Annotated in this window: 26 protein-coding genes; 12 read left to right on the forward strand and 14 right to left on the reverse strand. The window is 73.3% G+C overall.

Annotated features, from left to right (window positions below; translation table 11 throughout):
* Positions 1 to 8: 8 nt before the first annotated feature.
* The 6 genes from ACH414_RS32250 to ACH414_RS32275 are packed head-to-tail and all read right to left on the reverse strand — an operon-like array spanning position 9 to position 8013.
* Positions 9 to 800 carry a polysaccharide deacetylase family protein gene (locus ACH414_RS32250; protein ID WP_386568128.1) on the reverse strand — a complete coding sequence of 264 codons (792 nt, stop codon included), beginning with the start codon at positions 798 to 800 and terminating at the stop codon, positions 9 to 11.
* Positions 715 to 3075 carry a murein biosynthesis integral membrane protein MurJ gene (gene murJ, locus ACH414_RS32255; protein ID WP_398944575.1) on the reverse strand — a complete coding sequence of 787 codons (2361 nt, stop codon included), beginning with the start codon at positions 3073 to 3075 and terminating at the stop codon, positions 715 to 717. Before murJ ends, ACH414_RS32250 begins: the two co-directional genes overlap by 86 nt.
* Positions 3068 to 4387 (reverse strand): O-antigen ligase family protein, encoded by a 1320-nt coding sequence (locus tag ACH414_RS32260; RefSeq protein ID WP_398944577.1) that lies wholly within the window; start codon positions 4385 to 4387, stop codon positions 3068 to 3070. Before ACH414_RS32260 ends, murJ begins: the two co-directional genes overlap by 8 nt.
* Positions 4388 to 4389: 2 nt before the next feature.
* Entirely contained in the window at positions 4390 to 5820 is a 1431-nt protein-coding gene (locus ACH414_RS32265) for an exopolysaccharide biosynthesis polyprenyl glycosylphosphotransferase (RefSeq protein ID WP_382548216.1), read from the reverse strand.
* The gene (locus tag ACH414_RS32270) at positions 5817 to 6923 is read right to left on the reverse strand and encodes a glycosyltransferase (RefSeq protein ID WP_398944579.1); all 1107 of its coding nucleotides are present in this window, start codon (positions 6921 to 6923) and stop codon (positions 5817 to 5819) included. The genes ACH414_RS32265 and ACH414_RS32270 overlap by 4 nt, the downstream gene beginning before the upstream one ends.
* A 1-nt stretch (position 6924) precedes the next feature.
* A complete protein-coding gene (locus ACH414_RS32275) occupies positions 6925 to 8013 on the reverse strand; it encodes a DUF3344 domain-containing protein (RefSeq protein ID WP_382548220.1) in 1089 nt (362 codons plus the stop codon).
* Positions 8014 to 8413: 400 nt separating this feature from the next.
* On the opposite strand from ACH414_RS32275, the gene ACH414_RS32280 reads away from it, so the two are divergent.
* The 6 genes from ACH414_RS32280 to ACH414_RS32305 all read left to right on the forward strand — a co-directional run bounded on the left by ACH414_RS32280 (position 8414) and on the right by ACH414_RS32305 (position 12257).
* The gene (locus ACH414_RS32280; protein ID WP_382548222.1) at positions 8414 to 8653 is read left to right on the forward strand and encodes a chaplin; all 240 of its coding nucleotides are present in this window, start codon (positions 8414 to 8416) and stop codon (positions 8651 to 8653) included.
* Positions 8654 to 8930: 277 nt separating this feature from the next.
* Positions 8931 to 9395 (forward strand): hypothetical protein, encoded by a 465-nt coding sequence (locus tag ACH414_RS32285; protein ID WP_398944581.1) that lies wholly within the window; start codon positions 8931 to 8933, stop codon positions 9393 to 9395.
* A gap of 255 nt (positions 9396 to 9650) precedes the next feature.
* Positions 9651 to 9917 carry a hypothetical protein gene (locus ACH414_RS32290; RefSeq protein ID WP_382548226.1) on the forward strand — a complete coding sequence of 89 codons (267 nt, stop codon included), beginning with the start codon at positions 9651 to 9653 and terminating at the stop codon, positions 9915 to 9917.
* Positions 9918 to 10161: 244 nt separating this feature from the next.
* Positions 10162 to 11064, forward strand: a complete 903-nt coding sequence (locus tag ACH414_RS32295; RefSeq protein WP_398944583.1) for an LPXTG cell wall anchor domain-containing protein — start codon at positions 10162 to 10164, stop codon at positions 11062 to 11064.
* A 131-nt stretch (positions 11065 to 11195) separates the two neighbouring features.
* Positions 11196 to 11690 carry a hypothetical protein gene (locus ACH414_RS32300; protein WP_398944584.1) on the forward strand — a complete coding sequence of 165 codons (495 nt, stop codon included), beginning with the start codon at positions 11196 to 11198 and terminating at the stop codon, positions 11688 to 11690.
* A gap of 297 nt (positions 11691 to 11987) precedes the next feature.
* The gene (locus ACH414_RS32305) at positions 11988 to 12257 is read left to right on the forward strand and encodes a chaplin (RefSeq protein WP_382548232.1); all 270 of its coding nucleotides are present in this window, start codon (positions 11988 to 11990) and stop codon (positions 12255 to 12257) included.
* Positions 12258 to 12308: 51 nt separating this feature from the next.
* Here the strand turns inward: ACH414_RS32305 and ACH414_RS32310 are convergent, their stop codons facing one another.
* Positions 12309 to 13175, reverse strand: coding sequence for a tyrosinase family protein (locus ACH414_RS32310; protein ID WP_382548234.1), 867 nt, complete (start codon positions 13173 to 13175; stop codon positions 12309 to 12311).
* Positions 13159 to 13575, reverse strand: coding sequence for a tyrosinase family oxidase copper chaperone (locus tag ACH414_RS32315; protein WP_386568144.1), 417 nt, complete (start codon positions 13573 to 13575; stop codon positions 13159 to 13161). The genes ACH414_RS32310 and ACH414_RS32315 overlap by 17 nt, the downstream gene beginning before the upstream one ends.
* 149 nt (positions 13576 to 13724) lie before the next feature.
* Between ACH414_RS32315 and ACH414_RS32320 the strand changes: the two genes are divergently transcribed.
* From ACH414_RS32320 to ACH414_RS32330, 3 genes are read left to right on the forward strand one after another with little or no spacing between them, the layout of a single operon-like run.
* On the forward strand, positions 13725 to 14228 hold the full coding sequence (locus tag ACH414_RS32320; protein WP_382548238.1) for a DUF5949 family protein: 504 nt from the start codon (positions 13725 to 13727) through the stop codon (positions 14226 to 14228).
* A 19-nt stretch (positions 14229 to 14247) separates the two neighbouring features.
* Positions 14248 to 14895: a vitamin K epoxide reductase family protein gene (locus ACH414_RS32325; protein WP_382548240.1), complete on the forward strand. Its 648-nt coding sequence runs from the start codon at positions 14248 to 14250 to the stop codon at positions 14893 to 14895.
* 34 nt (positions 14896 to 14929) lie between these two features.
* Positions 14930 to 15931 (forward strand): glycoside hydrolase family 26 protein, encoded by a 1002-nt coding sequence (locus ACH414_RS32330; protein WP_383162149.1) that lies wholly within the window; start codon positions 14930 to 14932, stop codon positions 15929 to 15931.
* Here the strand turns inward: ACH414_RS32330 and ACH414_RS32335 are convergent.
* Positions 15897 to 16538, reverse strand: a complete 642-nt coding sequence (locus tag ACH414_RS32335; protein WP_382548244.1) for a TetR/AcrR family transcriptional regulator — start codon at positions 16536 to 16538, stop codon at positions 15897 to 15899. The genes ACH414_RS32330 and ACH414_RS32335 overlap by 35 nt on opposite strands.
* A gap of 61 nt (positions 16539 to 16599) precedes the next feature.
* Positions 16600 to 17292 (reverse strand): hemolysin III family protein, encoded by a 693-nt coding sequence (locus ACH414_RS32340; protein WP_382548246.1) that lies wholly within the window; start codon positions 17290 to 17292, stop codon positions 16600 to 16602.
* 197 nt (positions 17293 to 17489) lie between these two features.
* On the opposite strand from ACH414_RS32340, the gene ACH414_RS32345 reads away from it, so the two are divergent.
* Positions 17490 to 19313: a phosphoenolpyruvate carboxykinase (GTP) gene (locus ACH414_RS32345; RefSeq protein WP_382548248.1), complete on the forward strand. Its 1824-nt coding sequence runs from the start codon at positions 17490 to 17492 to the stop codon at positions 19311 to 19313.
* A gap of 213 nt (positions 19314 to 19526) precedes the next feature.
* Here ACH414_RS32345 and ACH414_RS32350 read toward each other — a convergent pair whose 3' ends face one another.
* Together ACH414_RS32350 and ACH414_RS32355 are read right to left on the reverse strand one after the other, a co-directional pair.
* Positions 19527 to 19919 (reverse strand): hypothetical protein, encoded by a 393-nt coding sequence (locus ACH414_RS32350; RefSeq protein WP_382548250.1) that lies wholly within the window; start codon positions 19917 to 19919, stop codon positions 19527 to 19529.
* Between the two features lie 90 nt (positions 19920 to 20009).
* Positions 20010 to 21221 (reverse strand): pyridoxal phosphate-dependent aminotransferase, encoded by a 1212-nt coding sequence (locus ACH414_RS32355; protein WP_382548252.1) that lies wholly within the window; start codon positions 21219 to 21221, stop codon positions 20010 to 20012.
* 173 nt (positions 21222 to 21394) lie between these two features.
* On the opposite strand from ACH414_RS32355, the gene ACH414_RS32360 reads away from it, so the two are divergent.
* Together ACH414_RS32360 and mptB are read left to right on the forward strand one after the other, a co-directional pair.
* Positions 21395 to 21865 carry a hypothetical protein gene (locus ACH414_RS32360; RefSeq protein ID WP_382548254.1) on the forward strand — a complete coding sequence of 157 codons (471 nt, stop codon included), beginning with the start codon at positions 21395 to 21397 and terminating at the stop codon, positions 21863 to 21865.
* 44 nt (positions 21866 to 21909) lie between these two features.
* A complete protein-coding gene (mptB, locus tag ACH414_RS32365; protein WP_398944587.1) occupies positions 21910 to 23448 on the forward strand; it encodes a polyprenol phosphomannose-dependent alpha 1,6 mannosyltransferase MptB in 1539 nt (512 codons plus the stop codon).
* Between the two features lie 34 nt (positions 23449 to 23482).
* Here mptB and ACH414_RS32370 read toward each other — a convergent pair whose 3' ends face one another.
* Positions 23483 to 25057: an amidohydrolase family protein gene (locus ACH414_RS32370; RefSeq protein WP_398944589.1), complete on the reverse strand. Its 1575-nt coding sequence runs from the start codon at positions 25055 to 25057 to the stop codon at positions 23483 to 23485.
* Positions 25058 to 25066: 9 nt separating this feature from the next.
* Positions 25067 to 26332, reverse strand: coding sequence for an alanine racemase (locus ACH414_RS32375; protein ID WP_386568210.1), 1266 nt, complete (start codon positions 26330 to 26332; stop codon positions 25067 to 25069).
* Positions 26333 to 26359 lie beyond the last annotated feature (27 nt).

Raw genomic sequence — 26359 nt, forward strand, 5'->3', positions numbered from 1 at the left:
TTCCGCGCTCATGACAGGACGGCCCGGGCCGGGCCGCTCTGCGCGGGGATCACGTCGAGCGGCTGCCTGCGCCGCAGCGGGTGCAGGATCCGCTTCGCGGTCAGCCGCCACGAGGTGTCCTCCTCGCCGACATGGACACGCGGCAGGGCGTACGCGCTGGTCAGCGGGCCCGGGTCGATGGCGCAGGCGTGGGTGTAGCCGGCCTTGCGGACGGCGCGTACGACGCGGGCGTCGACCTTCCCGTACGGGTAGCAGAAGCCGTCCACCGGGTCGCCGGTGATCTCCTCGATCAGCTCCCGGCTGCGTCGGGTCTCGGCGGCGAGGCCCTCGTCGTCGGTGTCCGCGAGTTCCACCAGGTCGACGTGGTGCAGGCCGTGCGAGCCGATCTCCATGCCGGCGGCCGCGGCCCGCCGGATGCCGTCCTCGTCGAGGAGCGGCTTGCGCGGGCCGAGATCGTCCCAGGTGTTGTCGCCGCCGAGCCGCCCGGGCAGCACGTACACCGTCGCGGTGAAGCCGTGCCGGCGCAGCAGCGGGACCGCCGACTCGACGAAGTCCGCGTAGCCGTCGTCGAAGGTGAGCCCGACCAGATTGCGGGCCCGGCCCTCGGCGGCCGCCGCGAGCAGCTCCCGCACGGACACCCCGCGCAGCCCCCGGTCGCCCAGCCAGTGCAGCTGGCGGGCGAACCGCACGGGCGAGACGGTCACCTTGTACGGATCATCGGGGGTGTCCGCGATCGAGTGGTACATCGCCACCCACAGGGGGGGCTTCGGCAGCAGTCGACGCAGCACGGCGGCGGGCATGGGGGGTCCTTCGGCAGGCGGATCGGGGGAGGGGCGGGATCTCGGGCGCCTTGGCGGCGCAGGCGATGAAGAGCAGGAAGACGCCGACGACCGCCAGGACGGCGACGGCGAGGGAGAGCACGGGTGCGTCGATCGCGACCGAGGAGAGCCAGCCGACGCCGGTGGCCCAGGCACCCGCGGTGGTGAGCCGCAGCAGGCCCTCGCCGAGCCGGCGCACGTCGATGGGCACGGACTGGCGGTGCGCGCCGAGCAGCAGCATCACGGCGGTCACGGTGATGCCGAGCGCGTTGGCGCCGGCGATGCCGGTGGCGCCCCACAGGCGGGCGCCGACGGCCCCGGCGATCCCGGTCGCGGCGAGCCCGGTCGCCATGGCGGCGGCCGGGTACCAGAGCGGGCGGGCCGCGGAGAAGTAGCAGCGGACCAGGGCGCCGACCATCGTCTGGCCGAGCAGCCCGAGCGCGTACACCCGCATCACGGCGGCGGTCGCGGCCGTGTCGGAGGCGTCGAACGCCCCCCGCTGGAACAGCAGCGCGACGATCTGCGGGGCGGCGGCGATCACCGTGGACGCGCCGACCAGGACGACCACCGCGGCGAGCAGCAGGTCCCGCTCGACCCGGCGGCGGGCCCCCTCCGCGTCGCCGGAGGCGAGGGCGCGGGCGACGACCGGGAAGCTGACGGTGCACAGCATCAGCGAGAGGATCATCGGCATCTGCGCGACCTTCTGCGCGTAGTTCAGATGCGAGATGGCGCCGGCCGGGAGCGGCGAGGCGAGGAAGCGCTCGATGAGGATCTGCGACTGGCGGGTGAGCGCGAAGACGATGACCGGGGCGATCATCCCGAGGAAGAGCAGCCGCCCGTCGCCGCCGGCCACCGGTTTCGGCTCCTCCTTCGGCACCGGCCGGTGGCGCAGCTCCCGCACCAGCGTGGGCGCCTGCACCAGCACCATCAGGAGCCCGCCGACGGCGACCCCGGCGGCGGCCGCCCGCACCCCGAAGGGCTCGCGCAGGACGAGGATCGTGCCGATGATGCCGACGTTGTACGCCACGTAGATCGCGGCCGGCGGCAGGAACGAGCCGTGCGCGCGCAGAGCGGCCGAGCAGTATCCGGCGAGTGCGAAGGAGAGCACGCAGGTCGCCGTGAGACGGGTGCAGTCGACGGCGAGCCGCGGGTCGGGCAGCCCCGGCGCGAGCGCCGAGACCAGCAGCGGTGCGAGGGCGACGAGCAGCGCGGAGACGGCGGCGACGGTCAGCACGAGCCGGGGCAGGGTGGCGCGCACCAGGTTCCTGACCGGATCCCCGAACAGGCTGCCCGCGCGCCGCGCCAGGGCCCGGGAGAACGCGGGCACCAGGATCAGCGCCATCGCGTCCTCGATGAGCAGCGTCGAGGCGAACTCCGGCACCGTCCACGCCACCAGGAACGCGTCGGTCTCGGCCCCCGCCCCGAAGTACCGGGCCAGGATCTGGTCCCGTACGAGCCCGAGCACCGCCCCGACGGCCGTGAGCCCCGCCGTGACGGCGGCGGCGCGGAAGAGGAAACTGCCGGGCGGCGACCAGGCCTTCCTGCGCCGCGCGTGCCGGCGGGGGGCCGCCGCGGTGCGCGGCGCGCCCGCCGAGGGCGTCCAGCCGCGCGCGGTGTTCGCCGTCGCGGCCGCGGCCGGCCGGGCGGGGGGCTGGACCGGCCGGGCGCCGCCGGCCAGCGGGCGCCCGCCCAGGAGCGCGGTCCCGTGCTCCCACGGCCTGCGCGCCGGCCGGGCCCCGGCCGGCGGCCGGGGCCCGGCCGGGTGCGGCGCCCGCCCGGCCACCGTGGCGGCCCGCGCCGCGGGCGTCCCGGACTGTGTCCGCGCGCCGTGCCCGCGGGCACCGGCGTACCGCCGCGCCTCGGTCCCGGCGGGGCCGCCGGGCGGCAGCCCGCAGAGCAGGTCGAGGGTGTCCTCGATCGAGGCGCCCGCCCACGGATCGGTGGCGCCGTCGGGCGCCCCCGGGGCAGCCGGACCCCCCGCGGGTCCGGCTGCCGCGACCGGCGGCGGCCCGTCCGCGCCGACCGGGGGCAGCCCGCACAGCGGGTCGCCCGCCGGGCCGCCCGCCCATGGATCCGTCGTACCGCCCTCCGCGCCGCGCGCGGCCGGACCCCCCGCGGGTCCGGCCGCGGCGACCGGGGCCGACCCGGCCGGGGCGCCCGCCACGGGCACGCGGTGGTCCCGCGCGCCGTCGACGGGGGCGGGCGGGACCGGGGAAGCGTCCGTCGGGTCCGGTGGGCGGGACCACGGGTCACGCACGGCGCACCTCCGCCAGCGACCACCAGGCGGCCAGGCCGAGGACCACCGACATCAGGACCGTCGAGGGGCCGCCGATGTCCGCGTAGAAGAAGTCGATGAGCTGCCAGGACAGCAGGCCCACCGCGACCAGCGCGCAGTCCGCGCCGTGCCGGCGCCGCCGGACCGCCGCGACCAGCAGCGCGGCCCAGCTGCCCGCGAGGGCGAGCAGGCCGATGAGCCCCTGCTCGCTGAGGACCAGGAGGTACATGTTGTGCGGGGACAGCAGCGGCTGCCGCTGGAAGACGGCGCCCGCGCCCGCCGTGTCGCTGCCGGAGGACAGCGCCAGCGAGGCGTTGGAGTCGCGGTAGGCGGGGAAGCCCTTCAGGCCCACGCCCGTCAGCGGCTCGCTGCGCCACATCCGGCCCGCCGCCGCCCACATCGTGTAGCGGTCGGTCACCGACTGGTCGGGCGCCGCCGCGACCTGGGTGATGCTCGTGACGCGTTCCTTCACCATCTCCGAGCCGATGCCGAGGCCGCCCACCAGGACGACCCCGAGCGCGCCCGCCGCGAGCGCCACCCGCCCGGCCCGCCGCAGCCCCGAGAGGAGCAGCAGCAGGGCGCAGGTCAGCACGGTCGCGATCCACGCACCCCGGCTGAAGGACAGCACCAGCGGGACGAAGAGCAGCCCGGTGCAGACCAGGGCCGCCGTCCGGGCCCGGCCGGCCGTCCCGCCGAGGGCCAGACCGGTGGTGATGACGAGGCCGTACGCGACGACCGTCGCCATGCCCATCACGTCGGTCGCCCCGAAGGTGCCGACCGCGCGGATGTCCTCGCCCTGGTACGAGGCGCCGGTGCCGGTCAGGAACTGCACGACGCCCACCCCGCCCTCCAGCAGCGCCAGGCCGACGAGCGCCCACGCCACCAGGGCGAAGTCCCGCCGGTCGCGGATGGTCAGCAGCACGGCCGCGGGGACGAGCACGAAGATCTGTACGTAGCGGGCGACGCCCGGCAGGCTGGCGCCGGGGTCGTGGGAGGTGATCGCGGCCAGGCAGATGCCGAGCACCGGAAGCCCGAGCACGACCGCCGCCGCGCGGCTCAACGGCCGGGCCCCGCTGCGCACCACCCGCACCAGGCAGACGAGCACGAGCAGCCCTGACGCGGCGTCGGCGACCGTGCCCGTACCGCCCGTTCCGCCCTGTGCGCCACCGCCGCCCGGGACCAGCAGCAGCGCGATCACGGCGAGCACCGGGGCCAGCGCCCCGGCCCTGCCCGCCCACTCCCGTACCCCGGGACCGGCCGGGCCGGTCCTCGGCAGCGAAACGGCCGTCGCCATCGTCAGCTCCCCGTCGGTCGCACGAGCCCGGCCGCCGTGCGCAGCAGGATGCACACGTCCTGCCAGAGCGACCAGTGGTCGATGTAGTGGTTGTCGAAGCGGCAGCGGTCCTCGATCGAGGTGTCGCCGCGCAGGCCGTGCACCTGGGCGAGGCCGGTCAGCCCCACCGGCATCCGGTGCCGGGCCGCGTACCCCGCGTGCACCCGGCTGAACTGGGCGACGAAGTAGGGGCGTTCGGGCCGCGGGCCGACCAGGCTCATGTCCCCGCGCAGCACGTTCCACAGCTGCGGCAGCTCGTCCAGCGAGGTCTTCCGCAGGAAGTGCCCGGCGGCGCTCATCCGGTGGTCGTCGGCGACGCTCCAGCGGGTCGCCGACTCCGTCTCGTCCGCGGGCCGCAGGGTGCGGAACTTCAGCAGGGTGAAGAGGCGTCCGTTCTGGCCCACCCGCTCCTGCCGGAACAGCACCCCGGGGCCGTCGGAGAGCCGCACCGCCAGCGCGCAGAGCAGCAGCACCGGCAGCGCCACCGCGAGCGCGGGACCGGCGAGCGCCACGTCGAGGAGCCGCTTGGCGGTCAGCCCGCGCCGCTCGGCGATCGGCACCAGCTCGTGGGTGCCGTACCCCCACAGGTGCTCGCGCATGGCCCCCGGGCGCGGCTCGCCGCCCACCCGCCAGGTGGTGCAGCCGTAGTGCTGGAACAGCGTCACGAGCCCCTCGTCCTCGGTGAGGAAGACGGCGTCGCGGACCGTGTTCTGGATGACCGCCCGGTGGATCTCCTCGGCCGAGGTCAGCACCGGGAGCCCCCGCTCGCCGTCGGGCCTGCCGCCCACGATCCCCACCGGCCGGATGCCGTACTCGGGGTGCTGCGCGAGCGCCGCGGCGAACCGCCGTGCCGGGCCCGGGGCACCGACCACGAGCGCCGACCGCGGATGCGCCCGCGCCGCCCGCCGCCGCCGCGTGTGCACGAGCCCGCGCACCGCGACCACCGCCACGAGGTGCGTGCCGTACGCGGCGCACAGCCGCAGCGGGCCGATCGCGAGCCCCGGGGCGTACGCGGCGACCGCGGCCGCCGTCACGCACCAGGCGACTCCGGCGCGGGAGACCAGCGCGGGCAGCTCGTCGAGGACCCCGGAGAGCACCGCGGACGGCCGGTACAGACCGGCCCGCCCGTCCAGGACGACGACGAGCCCCACGACGAGCAGCGACAGCTCCCAGCGCCGGTGCGCCGCGGACAGCGCGCACACCGCGAGCAGCACGGCGGCGGCGTCGGCCGCGAGCAGCGGCACGGCGGCGAACCGCATCCGGACCCGCCGCCGCGGCGGCAGCGCGAGGCGGTCGGAGCCGCCGCGGGGCGACGCCAGGGAGGCGCGGCCCGTGAGGGGGCCCGCCGAGGGCCACGGGCCCGGCGAAGGAACGCTGGTGCTTTCGGTAGTCACTGCGCAATCGGCTCTCTGTGCTCCGTGCACCGCACTCCGGCCAGTTCGCGGTAGAGCTCCGCGACGGCCGCGCCGGTGCGCCGCACATCGAATCTGCTGAGTACGTGCTCGCGGGCCTCCCGGCCCAGCGAGTGCCGCAGCCCGGGCTCGCCGAGGAGGCGGCCGAGGGCGGCGGCGAGGGCGGCCGGGTCCCCGGGCGGGACCAGGCACAGCTCCTCATGACCGGGCGGCAGGCTCTCGCGCGCGCCGTCCACGTCCCCGACGACCACCGGCCGCCCGCTCGCCATCGCCTCCAGGGGCGCGAGCGCCATGCCCTCCCAGCGGGAGGGCAGGACGACGAGATCGGCGGCCCGGTACCAGGGCGCGGTGTCGGTCACGGCGCCGGCGAAGCGCACCGAGGGCCCGGCGGCGGCCCGCAGCCGCTCCCCGTCGGGGCCGTCGCCGACCAGGACGAGCCGGGCGTCCGGCGCGGCGGCGAGCACGGCGGGCCAGGCGGCGAGCAGCACGTCCTGGCCCTTCTGCCGGCACAGCCGTCCCACGCACACGACGAGCGGCCCGGCCGCCTCGTCCCCGTCCTCCCGCGCGCCGGGCGCGAAGCGCTCGGCGTCCACCCCGTTGTGGATCACCGACCAGGGCGCCCGCACCCCGGCCGCCTCGCCGGTGCGCCGTTCGGCCTCGCTGACGCAGACGATCCGGGCCGTCCAGCGGGCGGCCCAGCGCTCCCAGCGCCGGGCGAGCGAGGCGGTCGTCCCCTCGACCGCCTCGAAGGACCAGGCGTGCGGCTGATACACCGTCGGAACCCGGCCGCGCAGGGCGAGTCGGGCGCAGAGGCCGGCCTTGGCGCTGTGCGCGTGGACGAGCGCCGGGCGCACAGCACGGATCACCCGGGCGAGTTCCCTGGTCTCCCGCAGGATCCCGGGGCCCGGGTCGCGGCCCGCCCGCCAGACGTGGACGTCGGCGCCCTCGGCCGTTGCGGCCGCGGCGAGTTCGGTGCCGGGCGGGCAGGCCACGGCGACCCGCAGTCCGTCCGCCAGCTGGGCGCGGACCAGGTCGGTGACGACCCGGGCCACCCCGCCGTCGCCCGGCTGGACCGCGTGCAGCACGTCAGCTCCGGGCGCCCGCCCGCCGGACGTCCGCCTGGACGAAGAGCGCCCCCAGCCAGACGGTGTCCGTCCGGCTGCCGACGCGGATGTGGAAACGATCGGCCCCATGGCGCAGCGCCCCCCGCAGATCGAAGACGTCGGAGTCGTACCCCAGGGTGTTCTGATGAGCGGGCAGTCGTTCCATCCGACTTGTTCCCGATTCCGTGATGCTGGAGTTCATCACATCGTCAGCGGAATTCGCGGAATCGGAGATCACACTCCGCGTGACCTTCTTAGCCCGTTCGGATTCCACCGCGAGGTAATCCCCGGAAGTCCCGCGGTCGCCGTCGTAGGCGATCAGCCCGAGTCGTCCGTCCGCCTTCTGGGGAATGCGGTCCGTGCCGAGCGCGAGCGGGATTCCCAGCTCGCGGTTCTTCGGACCGAGCATTTCGAAGCCGTCCCATACGGCCAGCCGGCGCAAGGGCTCGTCGGCCTTCTCGTACGCGGCGACCAGCGACCAGCCGCCCCAGCCGCCGACGGCCGAACGGCCCATCGCGACGTTCACCTGGGCGACGGTCCACAGGCCCGGACGGGCCGAGCGGACCAGGTCGGTGACGTCCGCGGAGGCCTGGAAGGCGTCGGCGCCGTCGGAGGTGCGGTGGCCGGTGGTGGTGTCGGCGAGCAGTGCCTTGTACGAGCCGCCGGGCTCGGCGATCAGCACCCGCCCGTTGTCCTTGGGCGGCTTCTGCTCCCCTACGCGCAGGTTGCCGCCCCAGTACAGACGGGCCCAGCTGACCCGGGCCCCGGCCGGGATCCGCAGCTCGGCGCGGCTGGAGTTGTAGGTGTTGGCGTCGGAGTCGACGTCCACGTACCCGATGGTGGCGCCGTCGTTGACCGTCTCGGTGCCCAGCTTCCCCTTGGCCGAGGCGTTGGCGGCGCGGACGATGCCCCCGTGCTGCACGGCCTGGTACCGCGGTGCGAAGGGGAGGCGGGAGGCCTCCTTGGGCTGGGGGGCGACGGCGGAGGCGGCCGGGAGCGCGGCGGAGAAGGCCGCGCACGACACGGCGCACAGTACGCCCCTGCGTACCGCATGAACCGCTGAATTCCGCATACAGGTTCTCCGCTTTGATGAGAGAAGGAAGGGAAGACCCGTGTAGATCGGGAGAGAGGAGGGGGTCGTCCGCGCAATAGGCAAGAACGCGTGACGGGACCGGAAGCAACGTTCGGGAAGGTTATAACCCCCACGGCGGGCGATAGTAAGCATTAGATGCTCACAAACGCTAACTTCCGTACCCTTCAGGCCGGTTCCTCGTTGAGCGTGTTGCCCCTTTCCACGTCCGTTCGGCGGAATGACCCTCCTATGGCCCAAAGATCGGTTGAACGTCACCCGTTCGGGAGAGCAACCGATGAATTGCCGGAGCGTTGTTGAAGGAGCCGGGCTGAACCGTCCGTGCCGACCTCGTAGTCCGAGTCGTCCGTCCTGTTTTCCATCGAACGAGGAGAGCCTCTTCATGTCCCGTATCGCCAAGGCCGTCGCCCTGTCCGTCGGTGCCGCCGCCGCTGTCACCGGTGCCGCCGGTGTCGCCGCCGCCGACGCCGGCGCCCACGGTGCGGCCGTGCACTCCCCCGGTGTCCTGTCCGGCAACGTCGTCCAGGTCCCGGTCCACGTCCCGGTCAACGTCTGCGGCAACACCGTCAACGTGATCGGCGCGCTGAACCCGGCCTTCGGCAACACCTGCATCAACGCCTGATCTCGCACGCCGGATCGCGGTCCTTCCGAGGCCGGCGCACCACCCCCGCCAGGGGTGGTGCGCCGGCCTTTCGCCTTCTGCTGACTGAGTGGTGACTCGTTCGGACGCATCCCGTGCGCCGCCCGGTGCAACGGCGTACGCCCCTTGGAGGGGCAGGTCAGGCGCGGGATTCACTCGAACGGAGACGTGGCGCTCAGTAGTTCTGCGGTTGCGGACCGCTATACCCGCAGGCACGGTGGCGGTGACGTTGTCCGACGCATAAGGAAAAGGAACACATATGCGTCCCCGTGTCTCACCCCGTCTCACCGCCCTGGCGATATCCGCCGTCATCACCCTCGGTGCGGCGGGTCCCGCCCTCGCCGACGAATCCCGCCCCGCCGACACCCCGGCCGTGGCCTCCGTTCCGGCCCCCAAGGTCCCGGCCGACGGCGTCACCGACGTACTCGCCACCGTGCAGAAGACGGTCGCCGACCTGCTGGCGTCCCTGAGCGCGGGTGGTGCCACCGGTGTCCTCTCGCAGGTCACGTCGACGCTGACCTCCCTGGTCAACCTCGTCACGTCGACGGTCCTCGGCAGCGGTCTGCCGCTCCCCGAACCGCCCGCGGTGCCGGGCCTGGCGAAGCCCGACGTCTCCACCGATCTGCCCGCCGGCCTTCCCGCCGGTCTGCCGGTCGACGTGCCGGTCAAGCCCCCGGTCGACACCGGCGCCCTGCCGGTGCAGCCCCCGCTGTCGGACGACTGATCCCGCCCGCCCCACGCGCCGTGCCCGCCCGGGTCTCCCGGGCGGGCACGCCCGCATGCCCCATCCGATCCGCAAATAACACCGGCCCGCATCATTCGGGTGCAGTGTCGAGAAATCCCTCCGCCCGGAGTTTCCGGGGGGCGCACGTCTCGTTACAGAAGGCAGAACGACGTACGGGAATCACTCAAGAGGCCTGTGCGGCAAGCCAGTTGCTTGCGCTGACCCGTGTACGCCAGCAAGGAAGGATCCTCATTCATGAAGCCCACCAAGGTTGCCGCGGCCATCGCCGGTTCTGTGATGGCCCTGGGTGTCGCCGCGCCCGCGATGGCCGCGGAGTCGCTGACGCCCACCAGCCTGGACGGTGGCCTCGGAGCACTGACCAGCCAGGGGCTGAAGTCGGACGCGCTCAGCAGCACCACGGACGGCTCTCCCGTCCAGAAGGTGACCGAGACCGCGGGCCAGCTGAACCAGGCCGGCAAGGGCGCCGGTGCCCTGCTCGGCGGCCTCCCGCTCGGCGGCTGACGGACGGTCAAAGCCCCTCGCTTCACCCGGCCCTGGCGGACCTTCCCCGCCAGGGCTTTCCACTGTCCGCCAGATGAGTCAATTGAATGATTTTCGGATCACGTGCCGTGTTGATTCGGTCGCGCCGAGTGTCCGCTCCTTACGCTCTCGCCATCCCCCCGCAGTCGGACGGCGGGGAACATCGGGCCGGTCGGAGCGAGGGGGGATCCTCGCCGGTCTCTCCCTTTCACCGAGGAAGAGCGGTATGCGATCCATCATCACCAGGAAGATGCTCACCACCGCGGCGGCGACCGGCATCCTGTCGCTGACCGGGGGCTTCGCCCTCGCGGCCAACTCGGCCGCGGGCGCGGGGGATTCACCCGGAGCCGGCTCCGGGAACCATGCCCGGACGCCTGCCGCGGCCAAGGTCTGCGGCAGCCACGCGCACCTCGGGGACATGGCCGCCGCCATCAACGAGCTGTGCGCCCAGGCGCTGCGCTCGGCGACCGAGGGGCCGGACGGTGGCGGGGACGACGACGAGCCCGGCGGTTACGGCGACGAGGGCCACTCGCCCGGCGGCCACCCGACCCAGCCCGGCGGCCACCCGACGCACCCCGGCGGCCACCCGACGCACCCCGGCGATCACCCGACGCACCCCGGCGAGACGCCGCCGCCCACCCAGCCCGACGAGCCGGGGGAGTGCGAATACGGCGACTCGGGTCCGGACTGCGGTCCCGGTCACGAGACGACTCCGCCCACGACTCCGCCGACGGAGACGACTCCGCCTACCACTCCGCCGACGGAGACCACGCCGCCCACGACTCCGCCGACGGAGACCACGCCGCCCACGACTCCGCCGACGGAGACCACGCCGCCTACCACTCCGCCGACGGAGACCACGCCGCCCACGACTCCGCCGACGGAGACGACTCCGCCTACCACTCCGCCGACGGAGACGACTCCGCCCACCACTCCGCCGACGGAGACCACTCCGCCCACCGAGTCCACGCCGCCCGGCACGCCGGGGCACACCGACCACCCGCACCTCCCCGACACCGGCAGCGACTCCGGCGCCCTCATGGGAGCCGCCGCGATCAGCGCCGCTCTCCTCGTCGGCGGCGCCGTGATGTACCTGCGCGGCGGCCGGCTCGTCCGCGGCCGGCACTGAACCGCAGCGCCGTCATGACGGGCTGACACCACGTCAACCGAGGTCCTCGCCGCTCACCGGCGAGGACCTCGCCCGTTGCTGCACTCAGGGGAATTGCGTCACGTTCCCGGCACGGAACTCGTTTGCAGGACATGAATCTGCGATCTCACGCCGGCCTGGGTCTCCTGGCCACCGCACTCGCCTCCGCGGCCCTGGCGACCCCCGCCGCCGCGGACGCCCCCGTGGTGGTCCCGCTCCAGGGCCTCGAGCCGGTGATCCCGATGGACGCCCCCACCATCGCCACCGGCGTCCCCACCCCGGTCCCGGGCGCGCCCACCGGCTTCCACGAGGGTGTCGGCAGCCTGCCGGACCTCACCCTGCCCCGTATCCCGTTCGACAGCACGCTGTCGAAGACCGACGTCGCCGCGCCGCTGCCCGAGCTGCTCCGCGGCAGCAAGCCCGGCACCGCCGAGGTCACCAGCCCGCGCGCGGAGATGAAGGCCGTCACCCCTGGCGCCACCGTCGGCAACGCGCTGCGCACCCCGGGGGCCGGCGGGCTCCTCCCGGGGCTCACCGCGCCCGAGGTGGGCGTCCTCACCCCCGCGCTGAACGGCGCGCTGGACCCGCAGGTGGGTCTGGCGCCGTAGCCGGCCTGACGGCGTTCTTCTTGTACGAACTTTGGCCCGGCGGGTGAAGACACGATTCTTCCCGCCACCCGAGGGGTCACTGCTCGTTGCAGAGGGAGGCTTGTCGCATGGCCGCGGCCCGCAGATCCCGGTTCGTTCCGCCGTAGCCGACGGCGGCGAACGGGTGATCTGCGGGCCATCTCTTCCGATTTCGTTTCCATTCGGCGCAATGCCCGTGACCAGTGGTGCATTTCACCGTTGAAGCAAGCGCGTGGCCGTGATTCTCGCGGTCGCTTTCCACGTTCCAAGGAGTTCCTGATGTCTCGCATCGCGAAGGCTGCCGCTGTTCTCGCCGGCACGGGTGCCGTTGCCCTCAGCGGAGCCGGCATGGCCGTCGCCGACTCGGGCGCCGAGGCCGTCGCCGCCCACTCCCCCGGTGTCGCCTCCGGCAACGTCGTGCAGGTCCCGGTCCACGTGCCGATCAACCTCTGCGGCAACACCGCCAGCCTCATCGGCCTGCTGAACCCGACCTTCGGCAACCAGTGCGCGAACGTCGACGGCCACGGTGACGGCGGCTACGGCGGCTGACCTCCCGCCCACGACAGCGTCCCCCCGGCCCGTCGGGCCGGGGGGACGCTGTCATGCGTAGCGGTAGACGGCGCTGTGGTCGAGCAGCTCCGCCGGCGTCACGTTCCACGGACCGAGCCGCTCGTTCAGCGAGGCCACCTTGCGGTACTGCGGATCGCCCAGCGGCGGCGGGTCCTTCGGCAGATAGCCCGCCCCCGGGTTGCGCTGCTGCCAGCGCGACCAGAGCAGATCCACGAAGGCGTGGTGCAGCCAGAACACCGGGTCGTTGACCGAGGCGCCGCCCAGCATCATCCCGCCCACCCAGCGGTGCACCCGGTTGTGCACCCGGAAGCGGTCGTTGCCCTGGCCCGCGGACCAGCCCTCCATCCGGTTGCGGAAGCCGGAGGAGCTGGTCGAGTTCCACGGCGACACGTCGTACACCCGCTCGCGCAGGACCTCGTCCACCTGCGCCGCCGTCGGCAGCGTGATCGGATCGCGCGGACGCCCGAAGTCCCGGGTGAGGAAGCTGCCCTCCGTCATGTTGTGCTTGATCGTCCAGCGGCCGGTCGCGTACGCGAAGGGGCCGGTCGTCACCTGGAGGTCGCCGCGCCGCCCGTTGCCGCCCATGAAGTCCTCGCTCCACAGGGAAGCCGCCGGCGTGTTGTCCCGGGTCCAGTCCCAGTACGGCACGGTCACCGACGGATCGATCAGGCGCAGCGCCCGCTCGAACTCCAGCAGGAACTTCCGGTGCCAGGGCAGGAAGCTCGGGCACATGTGCGCCTCGCGCCGCTTGCCCTCGCCGTCGGCGACGTAGTGGTCGATGTGGGTGCGGACGAAGTCGTCGTACGTCCCCCTCCGCTTGAGTTCGAGGACGGCGGAGACGAACCGCTTCCGCTCGGCGCTCGTCAGATCGCGCTGGTTCTTACGCGTGTACGCCACGCGGGCTTCCTCCCGGGTGCGTGCCGTGGGCGGCGGCGAGGCGGGAAAGCGGGGCGGAGCCCAGCTCGTCCACGGCCGCGCGGACGGCCGCCAGCGGTGTCGGACAGGACTCGTAGTGGTCGATCGGGGTGACAAAGCCACCGTCGGCGCAGCGCATCAGATGGAGCGGCCGCCCGTCGACGAGGGCCAGCGGCTCGCCGGACGGTCCCGGGAAGCCCTGGATGCGCCGCCCGGCGTACATCTCGTCGAAGGCGACGGCCGATTCGGTGGTGACGAAGTCGGTCTCCGTGCCCGGGACGTCCGGACCGGACGTGCCGATCCGGGCCAGCGCGCCGCCCGTGAAAGCGGTGACGGCCAGCGCGAAGAAGGACCGCAAAGCGGCGCGGCGCGGGACGATCATGTGCGATCTCCTGAGGTCGGCTGATGCCCTCTGGGCACAACGATGTAAACCGCGCTTCGTTGCGGCGGAAATGGCGGGAGATGGAATGTCGGCCGAATGAGTGAATTCGGCTGAGGGGTGCGGCTGTTCGTCCCCTAGCATCCGGTTCCATGACCACTTCCAACGTCCTGCCGACGGAGCACAGCGCCCACACGATGGGAACGCTTTCCGTCATCTCGTGGACCCTCGGGCCCACCGACGACATGCCCGCCACCCCCTTTCTGATGGTGTATTCGCTCGGCGACGGCCTGCATGGCGCGGAGGCCGGCGAGGCGGAGCTGCGGGCGACCCTCGAGGGCATGGGCGTGCCGATCGGCGGCATCGTCGTCGACGCCGGCCAGGACCGCGGGATCGGCGCGCACCTGCTCGTCGAGGCCGAGCGGGCCGTGCTCACCCTGCCGTTCATGAACGCGCAGTGCCAGGTGTCGGCGGACTGGCAGGAGGCGGCGTACGAGACCGGCCACGTCATCGTGAAGGTCCCGGTCGTGCCGTGGCCGGACGCGCAGCCGGGGGCTCCGGTCGACGAGGACGGGCTGCGTGCCTTCATCAGCGCCGACGACATCGTGAAGAACTCGGGCCACATCGCGGTTCCGGTGAGCCGGATCCAGGGCTGAGCGGAGAGGGGCCGGCGTCATGGCGACGGTGAACGTACGGGGCGCGGTACCGGGGCAGCGGCAGCAGGAGAGCGAGCGGACGGGCGGAGCGGGGACCGGCGCGAGCCGGGCCTTCGCCTGGATGCTGGTGGTGACGGGCGCGGCCGGCGTGCTGGCCGGCTGGGTCATCACGATCGACAAGTTCAAGCTGCTGGAGGACCCGGGATTCCAGCCCGGGTGCAGCCTCAACCCGGTCGTCTCGTGCGGCAACATCATGAAGAGCGAGCAGGCGGGGGTGTTCGGCTTCCCGAACCCGATGCTGGGGCTCGTCGCGTACGCCGTGGTCGTCGCCGCGGGCGCCGGGATCCTGGCCGGCGCCCGCTACCGGGGCTGGTTCTGGCTCGGGCTCAACGCGGGGATGCTGTTCGGAGTCGGGTTCTGCACCTGGCTGATGTACCAGTCGCTGTACGAGATCAACTCGCTCTGCCTGTGGTGCTGTCTGGCCTGGTGCGCCACGATCACCATGTTCTGGTACGTCACCGCGCACAACGTGCGGCACGGGATGCTGCCCGCGCCGGCGCCGGTGCGGGGTTTCCTCGGGGACTTCACCTTCGCGCTGCCGGTGCTGCACATCGGGATCATCGGCATGCTGATCCTGACCCGCTGGTGGGAGTTCTGGACCAGCTGACGTGCGCCTTCCCCTCTCCTGGCCGCGAGTGGCACTGGCCGTGCTGCTCGCGGCCTTCCTCGTGATCCTGCTGCCGCCGGAGCGGCTCGCGCCGGGCGGCCGGCCGGCCGGTGAGCGGGCGGCGCCGCCCGAGCCGCCGCCCCCGCCCCCGCCGCTGCCCCCCGAGGTGCCCTCAGGCTTCTTCACCGGCTCCGACGAGGCCGGCGTGCGGCGGATCGCCGAGGTGGAGCGATGGCTGGGCGGCGAGCCGCTGAGCGTCGGGCACACCTATCTGCCGGGCGACCGCTGGTCCAACATCGAGGGGCATCCCGCGCTGTTCGAGCCCTGGGCGCGGTGGAAGAACGAGCGGGCCGGGCGGCTCTTCGTGCTGAACGTCCCGCTGCTCGACCGCAACGAGGCGGGCCTGTCCGACGGGGAGGTGCGGCGGGAGCTGCGGCGCGGGGCGGCCGGGGCGTACGACGGGCACTTCGGGACCCTGGGCGAGCGGCTCGTGGCGCACGGGCTCGGGGACGCGGTGCTGGTGCTCGGCTGGGAGATGAACGGCACCACGTACAGCCATCGCTGCGGTCCCGACCCGGTGAGCTGGAAGGCGTACTGGCGGCGGGTGGTGGAGGTGCTGCGCGCGGTGCCGGGCCAGAGCTTCCGCTTCGACTTCACGCCGAGCCGGGGGCTCGACGCCATCGCCTGGCCGCGCTGCTACCCGGGCGACGCCCATGTCGACATCATCGGCATGGACGCCTACGACCAGCCGGCCGGGCTCTCCTTCGAGGAGCAGGTCGCCGAGGAGTACGGGCTGGCGCACCATGTGCGGTTCGCGGCGGCGCACGGCAAGCCGGTCTCGTTCCCCGAGTGGGGGCTGTTCCGCAACGGGGACAACCCGGCGTACGTCCGGGGGATGCTCGACTGGTTCGCCCGGCACCGGCCGGTCTACCAGACCTTCACCGACTACTGCCCGCACGGGGTGTGGGGCTGCGACCGGAACCCCGCGTCGGGCGAGGTGGTCAGGGGCGCGCTCGGCCGGGTCCCCGGAGGGTGAGACCGGCCTTGAGGGTGTCGACGGTCCGGTCGAGGAGCGGGACCAGGTCGTCGCCCCGGCCGTGTTCCGCCCAGTAGACGGTGGCCTCGCGCAGGGCGCCGAGGACGGCCGCGGTGAAGACCCGTACCTCCAGGTCGTCGGGGGCGCGGCCGGTGCGCTCGGCGATGGCTCCGGAGAGCAGCCGGCCGGTCTCGGCGGTGGTCTCGGTGAGCCGGGCGCGGACGGCGGGGATCTCGACCACGAACCGGGCGCGCATCCGGGTCTCGGCGGGTTCGTCGGCGAGGGAGGCCGTGACGGCGTCGAGGACGACGGCGCGCAGCGAGTCCAGCGGTTCCTCCTCGGCCGGCCGGGCGCGCAGCCGGGCCTCCAGGAGGGTGTCCTGGTCGTCGGTGAGGAGGATGTCCTCCTTCACGGGGAAGTAGCGCACGACGGTGGAGGGGGAGACCTCGGCCGCGGCCGCGATCTGCTCGATGGTCGTGGCCTCGTACCCCTGCTCGGTCACGAGCCGGTAGGTGGCCCGGCGGATCGCGGCGCGGGTCCTGAGCTTCTTGCGCTCGCGCAGCGAGGGGCGCGGGCTGCTCGCGGGTTCGGGGGTGTCGGCGGCCATGGCGTCATTGTGCCTGGTCAGCGAGGGTCGGGCGGGGCCTGTGAGGGGCTTTCGGCCGTGCTCACGCGTGCTGGTAGGCGACCAGGGAGATGCCGACGTAGTGGACGATGAAGGCGGCGAGGGTGAGGGAGTGGAAGACCTCGTGGAAGCCGAACCAGCGGGGTGAGGGGTTGGGGCGCTTGATGCCGTAGATGACCCCGCCCGCGCTGTAGAGCAGGCCGCCGACGATCACCAGGACGAGGACGGCGATGCCGCCGGTGCGCATGAAGTCGGGCAGGAAGAAGACGGCGGCCCAGCCCATGGCGATGTAGCAGGGCGTGTACAGCCAGCGCGGGGCGCCGACCCAGAAGACCCGGAAGGCGATGCCGGCGGCGGCCGCGGCCCACACCGCCCACATGAGGGGCCGGCCGGTGGAATCCGGGAGGAGGAGCAGGGTCAGCGGGGTGTACGTGCCCGCGATGATCAGGAAGATGTTGGCGTGATCGAGGCGCCGCAGCACCGCCTCGCCGCGCGGGCCCCAGTTCCCGCGGTGGTAGAGGGCGCTGATGCCGAAGAGCAGGCAGGCGGTGAGCACGTAGATCCCGCAGGCGATCCGGGCGCGCGGGGAGTGCGAGAGGGCGACCAGGACGAGGCCCGCGACGATCACCGCGGGGAACATCCCGGCGTGCAGCCAGCCCCGGAGTCTCGGCTTGAGGGGGAGCGGCAGCGCCGGGTGCTGGTCCGTCGTCGTGAGGTCCGGTGTGGCTGCAGTCATGGAACCGAATGCTATCTACGCCACCGTAGGTTCCGGATATGAGTGGCGATGCTCACGTGTGAGGCCCTCTGGACATATGGGCGGTAGCATCGGATGATCAAATGAGTGCGGTCGGCACCGGATGAGCGCCTACGACGCATCCGGGTCGCAGCCCCCAAGGGGCATACATCTTAAAAACCCCTCAACAAGGAGCAATCGTGGCGCGCGACAACGCGGCTCCCTCCAGCGTCCCCACCCAGCACAAGGAACTGATCTCGTGGGTCAACGAGATCGCCGAGATCACCCAGCCGGACAGCATCGTCTGGTGTGACGGCTCCGAGGCCGAGTACGAGCGCCTGTGCGAGGAGCTCGTCTCCAAGGGGACCTTCAAGAAGCTCGACCCGGTCAAGCGCCCGAACTCGTACTACGCGGCCTCCGACCCGACCGACGTCGCGCGCGTCGAGGACCGCACCTTCATCTGCTCCGAGAAGGAGGAGGACGCGGGCCCGACCAACCACTGGAAGGCTCCCGCGGAGATGAAGGAGATCTTCGCCGGCGAGAAGGGCATCTTCCGCGGCTCCATGAAGGGCCGGACGATGTACGTCGTCCCCTTCTGCATGGGCCCCGTCGGCTCCCCGCTCTCCGCCATCGGCGTCGAGATCACCGACTCCGCCTACGTCGCCGTCTCCATGCGCACCATGACCCGCATGGGACAGGCCGTCCTCGACGAGCTCGGCACCGACGGCTTCTTCGTCAAGGCCGTCCACACCCTCGGCGCCCCGCTCGCCGAGGGCGAGGCCGACGTTCCGTGGCCGTGCAACTCCACCAAGTACATCTCGCACTTCCCCGAGACGCGCGAGATCTGGTCGTACGGCTCGGGCTACGGCGGCAACGCCCTGCTCGGCAAGAAGTGCTACGCGCTGCGCATCGCCTCCGTCATGGCGCGTGACGAGGGCTGGCTCGCCGAGCACATGCTCATCCTCAAGCTGACCCCGCCGCAGGGCGAGGCCAAGTACGTGGCCGCCGCCTTCCCTTCGGCCTGCGGCAAGACCAACCTCGCCATGCTGGAGCCCACGATCTCCGGCTGGACGGTCGAGACCATCGGCGACGACATCGCCTGGATGCGCTTCGGCGAGGACGGCCGCCTCTACGCGATCAACCCCGAGGCCGGCTTCTTCGGCGTCGCGCCCGGCACCGGCGAGCACACCAACGCCAACGCCATGAAGACCCTCTGGGGCAACTCGGTCTTCACCAACGTCGCGCTCACCGACGACGGCGACGTGTGGTGGGAGGGCATGACCGAGGAGGCGCCCGCCCACCTGACGGACTGGAAGGGCAACGACTGGACGCCGGAGTCCGAGACGCCGGCCGCCCACCCCAACGCCCGCTTCACCGTCCCGGCCGGGCAGTGCCCGACGATCGCCCCCGAGTGGGAGGACGTCAAGGGCGTCCCGATCTCCGCGATCCTCTTCGGCGGCCGCCGCGCCTCCGCGGTGCCGCTGGTGACCGAGTCCTTCGACTGGAACCACGGCGTCTTCCTCGGGGCCAACGTCGCCTCCGAGAAGACCGCCGCCGCCGAGGGCAAGGTCGGCGAGCTGCGCCGCGACCCGTTCGCCATGCTGCCGTTCTGCGGCTACAACATGGGCGACTACATGGCGCACTGGATCAAGGTCGGCGCCGACAAGGACCAGGCGAAGCTGCCGAAGATCTACTACGTGAACTGGTTCCGCAAGAACGACGCGGGCAAGTTCGTGTGGCCGGGCTTCGGCGAGAACAGCCGCGTCCTGAAGTGGATCGTCGAGCGCCTGGAGGGCAAGGCCGAGGGCGTCGAGACGCCGATCGGCATCCTGCCGACCCGCGAGGCCCTCGACACCGCCGGCCTGGACCTGCCCGAGGCCGACCTGGACTTCCTGCTCACCGTCGACAAGGACGTCTGGCGCGAGGAGGCCGCTCTGGTCCCCGCGCACCTGGAGACCTTCGGGGAGCACACCCCGAAGGAGCTGTGGGACGAGTACCGCGCGCTGGTCGAGCGCCTGGGCTGATCCCGTAGCGACACCGAGACTCGTGGTGGGTTGCCCCGAAACACCGCCCTGACCAGTGGGGTCACGACGGCCCACCACGACGCATCCGGCCCCCGGAGCCCCCTCACGGCTGCGGGGGCCGGCGCATGTGCGGGGGCGGCCGGCGGCCGGGAGGGGTGACGGGTTGGGTGGCGCCCGGTCCGCGCGGTGTCGTGGCCGCGCGGACCGGGGCCGTCAGGGGGTGCCGACCAGGGAGTCCCCGGCGAGCGCCGCGGTGTGTGCGTCCATGCGCTCGGCGGCGAGGATCGCGGCGGCGGTGTCGGCCCGGGAGGCGGCGACGACCAGGGCGCGGCCCGCGAGGGCGTGGGCCCTGCGGTGCAGCGCCTCCGCGGGGGAGCCGCTCAGGCCCGCGTGCCGGGCGGGGGGCGCGCCGCGGAGCCGGGCGACCTGCCGGGCGATCAGCTCGCCGGCCTCGCCGTCGCCGAGCTCGTCGGTGACGGCGAGCAGGGCGGCGAGGTGTCCGGCGAGCTGGATGTCCAGCTCCTCCTCGCGGGAGCGGTGCGGGTAGGCGTTCCGGTCGTCGTCGGCCATCCGGTGGACCGACTTGGTGCGGATCGGTTCGTACATGGGACGGCCTCCTGGTTGCTCTGGAGGCATCCTAGCTTAGATTCAATCTAAAGTTGTGTGCTGTCCGGGAAGTGTTCCGGTCGGGCCGGGTCAGTGCTGGCTGTAACCGTCCAGGAAGGTGCCGATCCGGGTCACCGCGTCCGCCAGGTCGGGGGCGGTGGGCAGGGTGACGATCCGGAAGTGGTCCGGCTCGTGCCAGTTGAAGCCCGTGCCGTGCACGACCATGATCTTCTCGGCCCGCAGCAGGTCGAGGACCATCTGCCGGTCGTCCTTGATCTTGTAGACGTTCGGGTCGAGCCGCGGGAAGAGGTACAGCGCGCCCTTCGGCTTCACGCACGTCACGCCCGGGATCTGCGTCAGCAGTTCGTACGCCGTGTCCCGCTGTTCGAGCAGCCGCCCGCCCGGCAGCACCAGGTCCTCGATCGACTGGCGTCCCTGGAGCGCGGCGGCCACCGCGTGCTGGGCCGGCATGTTGGCGCACAGGCGCATGTTGGCCAGGATCGTCAGGCCCTCGATGTACGAGGAGGCGTGCGCCTTCGGGCCGCAGACCGCGAGCCAGCCGGACCGGAAGCCCGCCACCCGGTAGTTCTTGCTCATCCCGTTGAAGGTCAGGACCAGCAGGTCGGGGGCGATGGCGGCGGTCGGCGTGTGGGTGGCGCCGTCGTAGAGGATCTTGTCGTAGATCTCGTCCGAGCAGACCACCAGGTTGTGACGGCGGGCGATCTCCGTCAGCGAGCGGAGCATCTCGTCGTCGTAGACGGCGCCGGTCGGGTTGTTCGGGTTGATGATCACGATCGCCTTGGTGCGATCGGTGATCTTGCGCTCGATGTCGGCCAGGTCCGGCATCCAGTCCGCCTGCTCGTCGCAGCGGTAGTGCACGGCCGTACCGCCGGCCAGCGAGACCGACGCCGTCCACAGCGGATAGTCGGGGGCCGGGACGAGCACCTCGTCGCCGTCGTCGAGCAGCGCCTGCATCGACATCTGGATCAGCTCGGAGACGCCGTTGCCCAGGTAGATGTCCTCGACGGAGAGCGGGATGCCCTTGGTCTCGTAGTGGCTCATCACCGCGCGCCGAGCGGACAGCAGGCCCTTCGCGTCGCCGTAGCCGTGCGCCTCGGCGAGGTTGCGCAGCATGTCCTCGAGGATGGCCGGCGGGCACTCGAAGCCGAACGCGGCCGGGTTGCCGGTGTTGAGCTTGAGGATGCGATGACCCGCAGCCTCAAGCCGCATCGCCTCTTCGAGCACCGGGCCCCGGATCTCGTAACAGACGTTGGACAGCTTCGTGGACTGGATCACCTGCATGACGAGAGCTTACGGCGGTGCCGGTCGGCGCGCTCCGTGTTCTTAGCCACGTCGGCGACGGCTCGGGCGTCCGGGTGATCGCCCGGGCGGGCGTACGGGCGCCGTGACGCGTCCCGTCCGGCCGTGTGACCCAGGTCGCTCTCGTACGCGTGTGCTCCCTACAATCCCCGTTCGTGAGCCAGTACGACACGGGGGCCGACGACGGCCCGAGACGCCGCCGTCACGCCGCGAGGCGCGGGCCCGCGCCGCTCCTGATGATCGGGGGCGGTGCCGTCGTCGTGCTCGGGGCGCTCGCCGCCGTCGTGGCCGCCGCCTTCGACTCCGGCCCCGACCGGGGCTCCCCGGCCGTCGACGGCGGCGGGCCCGGGATGCCGGCGCTGATCCAGCCCGATCCCGGCTCCGGATCGGGCTCCGCCGACTCCGAGGACGGCGACGGCGCCCGGGAGAGCGGGACGCCCGCCCCCTCCCAAGGCGGCACGGCGTCCGCGTCCGCGTCGGCCGCCCCCTCGGCGAGCGCGGGGCCGGGCGCCGGTGCCACGGCGCCCGCCACCGGGCCCGCGCCCGGCGTGACGGCCACCGCTTCCGCCGGGCGGGCGCCCGGAAAGTCGGGGGACGCGCCGGGGGTCAAGAAGAAGCAGAGGTAGCGGCGGGCCGGGGCGGGCGGGCCCGCAGGATAGGTTGTCCCGTCATGTGGGTTTTCAGCACCGCCGGATGCCGGTGGCTCGGCGCCGCCGGTTCGCTCGCCGTCAGCGTGGGCGGATGGGCGGCCGGGACACTTCCGGTACGCGGCGGTTGGGGGCTCTGGGAGCCACGCGGCTCCGCCCTCACCGTGGCCGGCGCGGTCCTCGCGTACCTCGGCCTGACGCTGCTGATCGCCGCGTGGTGGCAGTACGGGCGGCTGCTCCCGGCCGGCGACGGGCGGCGCGTGGGCGAGCGGTCCGGTGAGCGGGTCGGTGGGCGGTCCGGCGAACGCGTCGGTGTCACCCTCGGCTGGTGGACGGCGCCGCTGCTGCTCGCGCCGCCGCTCTACAGCGCCGACGTGTACAGCTACATCGCCCAGGGCGCGATGGTCCTCGAAGGCCACGACGTGTACGGCGCCGGGCCGTCCGTGCTCGGGCCCGGCTCGCTCGGGGCGGACGCGGCGGCGAGCGTCGGCGGACACTGGACGGACACGCCCGCGCCGTACGGTCCGGTCTTCCTCGTGCTGGCGCAGGCGGTCGTGAAGCTCACCGGCGGGGCGGTCGTGCCGGCTGTCCTCGGCATGCGGATCCTCGCCCTCGGCGCGCTCGCCCTGATCGTCTGGGCCGTCCGCGGCCTGTCCGGCGGCCGCCCGGGGGCGCTCTGGCTCGCCGCGCTCAATCCGCTGCTCCTGATCCACGTCGTCGGCGGCATGCACAACGACGGGCTGATGATCGGGCTCATGCTCGGCGGGGTGCTGCTCGCGGTGCGGGAGCGGTGGGTGCTCGGCAGCGTGCTCGTCGGCCTCGCCGTCATGGTGAAGTCGCCGGCGGCGGTGGCGCTGCTGTTCGTGGGGATCATCGTCGCGCGGCGCGCGGGCGGGGGTGCGCGGGGGCTTCTGAAGGGCCTGCTGCCGGGCGTCGTCGCCGCGGGGGTGGCCGGACTGGCGACCGTGGCCGCGGGGACGGGTTTCGGGTGGCTCCGCACCCAGAGCGTGGCCGGCTCCATCCACACCGCGCTCTCCGTCACGAGCGACCTCGGGCTCGGCCTCGGGCTGCTCGTCGCGGACGATCCGGACCCGGTGAAGACGCTCGTCCAGCGGGCGGGCCTGCTGGTGGCCGTCGCGGTCATCGGGGTGCTGGGCCGGCGCTGCTGGCAAGGGCGGATGGATCCGGTACTGGGCCTCGGGGTCTCGCTGCTCGTGCTGGTGGGGCTCTCGCCGATGGTGCAGCCGTGGTACGTGCTGTGGGGGGTCTGCGCGGTGGCGGCGGTGGCGTGGGACGGGCGTTCGGGGTGGGGGCTCGCGGTGATGTGCGGGGCGCTGGCGTACGAGACGGCGCCCTCGGGCCACACCCCGGCGTACGGCTTCGCCCTGGCGGGCGTGGCGCTGGCGGCGGGGCTCCTTTGGCTCCGTGCCGCCCGCGCCCGTGGGGGGCCGGCTCTGCCCGCCCCCGTGTGGGCGATCGTCCCGCAGGGCGGTGGGGGTCCCCCCGGGGGTCCCCCCGGACGAAGTCCGGGGAAGGGTGGGCACACGGGACGGCGCGCCTAGGGCCGCAGGCCCCGGACGGGAACGGCCGCGGTTGTCAGTGGCGGCGGATCGATCTGCCTGCCAAGGCGGTCGTCCGTTTGCCGTCCTCCATGACGAACCGGCCGTCGATCAGGACGTGCGGAATGCCCGTCGGGAGCGTGCGCGGGTTCGCGTACGTCGCGCCCGACGCGATCGTCGTCGGGTCGAAGAGGGTCAGGTCCGCCCGGTAGCCCTCGCGGACCAGGCCGCGGTCCGGCAGACCGAGGCGGGCGGCGGGGCGGGAGGTGAGGTGGGCGACGCACTCCTCCAGGGAGAGGACCCCCTCCTCGCGGACGTAGCGCCCGAGGTACTCCGGGAAGGTGCCGTACGCGCGCGGATGGGGCTTGTCGCCCTGGAGGATGCCGTCGGAGCCGCCCGTGTGCACCCGGTGGCGCATGATCGCCCGGACGTTCTCCTCGTGGCCCACGTGCTGGAGGATCGTCGTGCCCAGGCGGTCGTCCAGGAGCAGGCGCCGGGCGGCGGGCCAGCCGTCGAGGCGGCGGCCGACGGACGAGGACAGGGCCGGGTCGGACACGCCCGAGATCTCGATCGTGGACCAGTCGACCGGCACCCCGTGGCAGCCGTCCGAGCCCAGGTCCTCCATGTGGTGCCGGATGCGTTCGGCCGTGGCGCCGTCCTGGAGGCGGGCGAGGAGCGCCTCCGGGCCGCCCTCGTGGGCCCAGCTCGGGAGCACCGCCGCCAGGGTCGTACAGCCCGGGGTGTACGGGTACGTGTCCAGGGTGATGTCCGAGCCCGCGGCGAGGGCCTCGTCGAGGAGGGCCAGGAGCTCCGGCGCCCGGCCCTCGTTCACGCCGAAGTTCATCGTGGCGTGGGCCAGGTGCAGGGCGCAGCCCGCGTCCCGGGTGAGCCGCACCATCTCCGCGTACGCCTCCAGGGCGCCCGCCCCGTAGGAGCGGTGGTGCGGGCAGTAGTAGGCGTCGTACGCGGCCACGACCCGGCACAGCTCGGTGAGCTCGGTGTCCGGCGCGTACATCCCGGGGGTGTAGGTCAGGCCCGAGGACATGCCCACCGCGCCCTGCTCCAGGCCCTCGGCGACGAGCTGCCGCATGCGGTTCAGCTCGGTCTCCGTGGCGGGCCGGTCGTCCCAGCCGACGGCGTACATCCGGACCGTGCCCTGCGGGACGAGGTAGGCCGCGTTGACGGCGATGCCGCGGTCGAGGCGGTCCAGGTACCCGCCGACCGTGCGCCAGTCGAAGTCGATGTCCGAGCCGTCGCTGTTCCAGCCGGTGACGGCCCGGCGCACCTCGGTCAGCGTCCGGTCGTCGACCGGTGCGTACGACAGGCCGTCCTGGCCCAGCACTTCGAGCGTCACGCCCTGCGCGGCCTTCGCGCTGTGGTCCGGGTCCCGCAGCAGGGCCAGGTCGCTGTGGGCGTGCATGTCGATGAAGCCGGGCGCCAGGACGAGCCCCTCGGCGTCCATCACCCGCCGGGCGGTGGGGCGTTGGCACCCGGCCGCCGCGCCCTCCTTGACGATCGCGGCGATCCGGCCGCCGTCGAGGGCGACGTCCGCGCGGTAGGAGGGCGCGCCGCTGCCGTCGACGACCTCCGCGTCGCGGAAGACGAGATCCATGACCGGCCCCTAGAAGAAGGTGCGGACGTAGTCGACGACCGTGCCGTCCGCCTCGACGAGCGGGATCAGCTGCCACTTGTCGAAGACCGTGCACGGGTGGGACAGGCCCATGCCGAGCCAGTCCCCGACCTCCACGTCCGCCCCCGGCTCCGTGCCCAGCCAGGCGTGCTGGTCGGACAGGGCGGTGACGGTGATGCCGGCGGCCGGGCGGATCTCGCCGGTGCGCCCGTCGCGCACGACCTGCGCCTCGGGCAGGTGCAGGTCGTACGCGGCGTCGCGCTTGCCCGCGTTGGTGAAGGCCTGGGCGGGGGTGGGGCGGGAGACGACCTGCGACCAGAGCCGGAAGGCGGGCTGGAGCGCCCCCTCCTCGGGGATCCGGTTGAAGGGGGTCCGCTCGCGGTACTGGCCGTCGTCGTGCGAGACGTACGCGCCGGAGCGCAGCAGCTTCAGGACGGGGCGGGAGAGGTCGGGGATCCGCGCGAAGACGTCGGCGACGGTGTCGAACCACTCGCTGCCGCCCGCGCTGACGACGATCTCCGGCAGTTCGGGCGCGAACCTGCCCGCCTTGTCGAAGGCGGCCGCGAGCCCCACGAGCCGGTTCAGCCACGCGCGCACCAGGGCCGCGTCGGCCCCGGGCATCGTGGCCTCGTAGCCCGCCACGCCCACGAGCCGCAGCCGGTCCGTGGCGGCGACCGCGTCGGCGACGGCCTCGCACTCGGCCTCGGTCCGCACCCCGGTGCGCCCCGCCTCGCCGGCGCCCAGCTCGACCACGACGTCCACGGCGCGGCGGGCGCCGGCGGCGCGCAGGGCCTCGTCCATCAGCTCGACCCCGCGCACGGAGTCGACGTAGCAGACGAAGCGGAAGTCCGGGTCGGCGTCGAGTTCGGCGGCCAGCCAGCGCAGGGCGGCGGCGTCGACCAGCTCGTTGGCCAGGAAGATCGTGGCGATGCCGTGGGCGCGGTAGACGCGGGCCTGGTGGGGGACGGCGGCGGTGATGCCCCAGGCGCCGTGCCGGAGCTGGCGCTCGAAGAGCTGAGGGGCCATGGAGGTCTTGCCGTGCGGGGCGAAGGCCAGGCCGTGGCGCTCGGCGTACTCCTCCAGGAGGCGCAGGTTGTGCGCGACCGACTCGGCGGAGAGGGCGAGGACCGGGGTGGTGAAGCCGCCGGTGAAGAGGTTGCGGCGCTGGGCCGCGAGCTCGCCGACGGTCAGGCCCTCGGCGTCCGGGGGCAGCGCCTTGAAGCGGTGGTCGACGACCTCGTTCGCCAGGTCCGGCATGGGGCGCTCCTCCTCCTGCTGTTGCAT

Origin of the sequence: Streptomyces sp. NPDC020422 (genome assembly GCF_044386705.1) — a bacterium.
Taxonomy (GTDB): domain Bacteria; phylum Actinomycetota; class Actinomycetes; order Streptomycetales; family Streptomycetaceae; genus Streptomyces.